Source organism: Euzebyales bacterium, from assembly GCA_035461305.1.
Classification (GTDB): Bacteria; Actinomycetota; Nitriliruptoria; order Euzebyales; family JAHELV01; genus JAHELV01.
This window is the reverse complement of the sequence record DATHVN010000190.1, coordinates 1-2313: the sequence shown is the minus strand read 5'-3', so window position 1 is coordinate 2313 and position 2313 is coordinate 1. Positions and strand designations below refer to the sequence as shown.

2 protein-coding genes are annotated in these 2313 nt (G+C 67.8%); one reads left to right on the top strand and one right to left on the bottom strand.

The window, feature by feature from the left end; genetic code table 11:
* Positions 1–110: 110 nt before the first annotated feature.
* Complete coding sequence (locus tag VK923_17745) at positions 111–1412, top strand: IS256 family transposase (protein HSJ46524.1); 1302 nt, start codon at positions 111–113, stop codon at positions 1410–1412.
* Between the two features lie 192 nt (positions 1413–1604).
* Here VK923_17745 and VK923_17740 read toward each other — a convergent pair whose 3' ends face one another.
* The gene (locus VK923_17740) at positions 1605–2222 is read right to left on the bottom strand and encodes a class I SAM-dependent methyltransferase (GenBank protein HSJ46523.1); all 618 of its coding nucleotides are present in this window, start codon (positions 2220–2222) and stop codon (positions 1605–1607) included.
* Positions 2223–2313: the final 91 nt, after the last annotated feature.

Here is a 2313-nt window from a genome sequence, read left to right as displayed (position 1 = left end):
GAGCTATACCCAGATGTTGTGGATGAGGAGCTGAGAGACGAAGGCGGCGTACCCTCCCGAAGACCTGAACAAGAAGACGCCGGTTGCTGCCGGCGGGGAGGATACGCCTGATGTTGAGCCTAGTACACGACAGCGACACGCACACTGATGCCGCGCGCGGCGTGCGTACCACCGTGGGGTCGGTCGACCTCGACGAGCTGTGTCGGTTGGCCGCACGCGACATGATCGCGCTCGCACTCGAGGCCGAGCGCCGCGCCTATCTCGACGCGCACACCGACCAGCTCGACGACGACGGCAAGCGCCTGGTGGTCGGCAACGGCTACGCCCGCGAACGCGACATCACGACCGCGGCTGGCAGGGTGGACGTGCGCGCACCGCGGGTCGATGACCGCCGCGAGGGCCAGCGGTTCTCGTCGGCGATCCTGCCGCCGTACATGCGCAACAGCCCGAAGGTCACCGAGGTGCTGCCGGTGCTGTACCTGCGGGGGTTGTCGACGAACGACTTCGCGCCGGCACTCGAGGGGTTCTTCGGGGCGGCCGCCGGGCTGTCGGCGTCGACCATTCAGCGGCTGACCGAGGCGTGGCGTGGCGAGCATGCCCGCTGGTGTCAGCGGGATCTGTCCGACGTCGACTTCGTGTACGTGTGGGTCGACGGGGTGTACACCAACGTGCGGTTGCCCGACGCCGACGGCGCCCAGGATCGGCTGTGTCTGCTCGTGATCGTGGGTGTGCGGCCTGACGGCACCAAGCAGCTCGTGGCCGTCGCCGACGGCCACCGCGAGGACACCCAGTCGTGGCTGGATGTGCTCCGCGATCTGCGTGACCGTGGGATGCGCGCACCCGAGCTCGCGGTCGGTGACGGCGCCCTGGGGTTCTGGGCGGCGCTGCCGCAGGTGTTCGGTACCACACGAGTCCAACGCTGCTGGTTCCACAAATCTGCGAACGTGATCGCCGCGCTGCCCAAGCGGTGCCACGCTGACGCCAAGGCCGCGTTGCAGGCGATCTGGACCGCCGACACGCGCGCGGCAGCGATCGACGCCGCACACGAGTTCGCCGACGACTTCGCCGCCTACCCGAAGGCGACCGGCAAGATCCTCGACGACCTCGACGTGCTGGTGACGTTCTACGACTACCCCGCCGAGCACTGGAAGCACCTGCGCACCACCAACGCGATCGAGTCGGCGTTCGCGACCGTCAGGTTGCGCCAGCGGGTCACCAAGGGCCCCGGCTGCCGCGCCGCGGGGACCGCGATGGGCTACAAGCTGCTCGACGCCGCCCAAGCGCGCTGGCGACGGGTCAACGGCCACGAGCTCGTCGCGCTCGTCCGCGCCGGCGCGACGTTCATCGACGGCAAACTCCAAGAACGCACCGACGAGCACACCGAACCGACCGTCGAGGAGTGCGCCGCCTGAGATTCTCGAAGAATCTCATCCACAACTATTGACAATAGCTCCACCGGCCGGACACCCCCGACTTCCAGACCGACGCGCTGGCGATCGTCGCCGGCGACGCGACGAAGGAGGTCCTCAAACGCCGCGGCCTGTCCGTGCGTTGGACTCGGCTCACGGCGTGTTAGGCCGAGACCGTCTGCGCGCCGGTTGCGCTCATCGGTCGCTCAGTGATGTCGGTGCGGTCCTGGGGCGGGCGCATGACATGAAGACGTGGGTGTAGGGGATCCGTAGCAGGCCGTGCTGTACCTCGACCTCGACGTCGGTGAACCTGCGTCGTGCGAGGGCCTCGTAGCCCTCGGGCGCCAGGATGCTCTGACCGCGATCGCGACTGACGACGAAGCGCGCGGCGCGTGACATGTCGGGCGTGTACGCCGCGTCGAGCGTCACCAACCGGCCGTCCTCGGCAAGCACGGTCGAGGCCACCTCGAAGAGGTGGAGGGCTTCGTCCTCATCGATGTGGTGGATCAAGCTCTTGGCGATGACGACGTCGAACTCACCGAGCTCACTCGGATCGAGGTCCTCGACCCTCCCACGGTAGAAGGTGGCGCGGTCGCCGTACTTCCGTCGGGCGGTTTCGATGTACCGCGCGCTGACGTCCGTACCGGTGTACGCAACGCCGGGGAGGTGCTCGATCAGGACACCGGGACCGCAGCCGATGTCGAGGACTCGCAGCCCTGGACGGACGCCGACGTACCGGTCGACCAGGGTGTTCCGTACCCGCGGTGATCCCACGAGCCGCTGGAAGGTCTCGTAGACAAACGGGATGGACAAGATTGCCCTGAGTCCGGCGGTCCTCTGCGCCATGTGCTCCCCGTATGCATCGTGAACGGCCACCAGTGTCTACGCTCGAACACGACGCGCG

Coding starts and splice junctions, on each gene's coding strand:
- VK923_17745 (HSJ46524.1), top strand. CDS start 111: ATGTTGAGCCTAGTACACGACAGCGACACGCACACTGATGCCGCGCGC.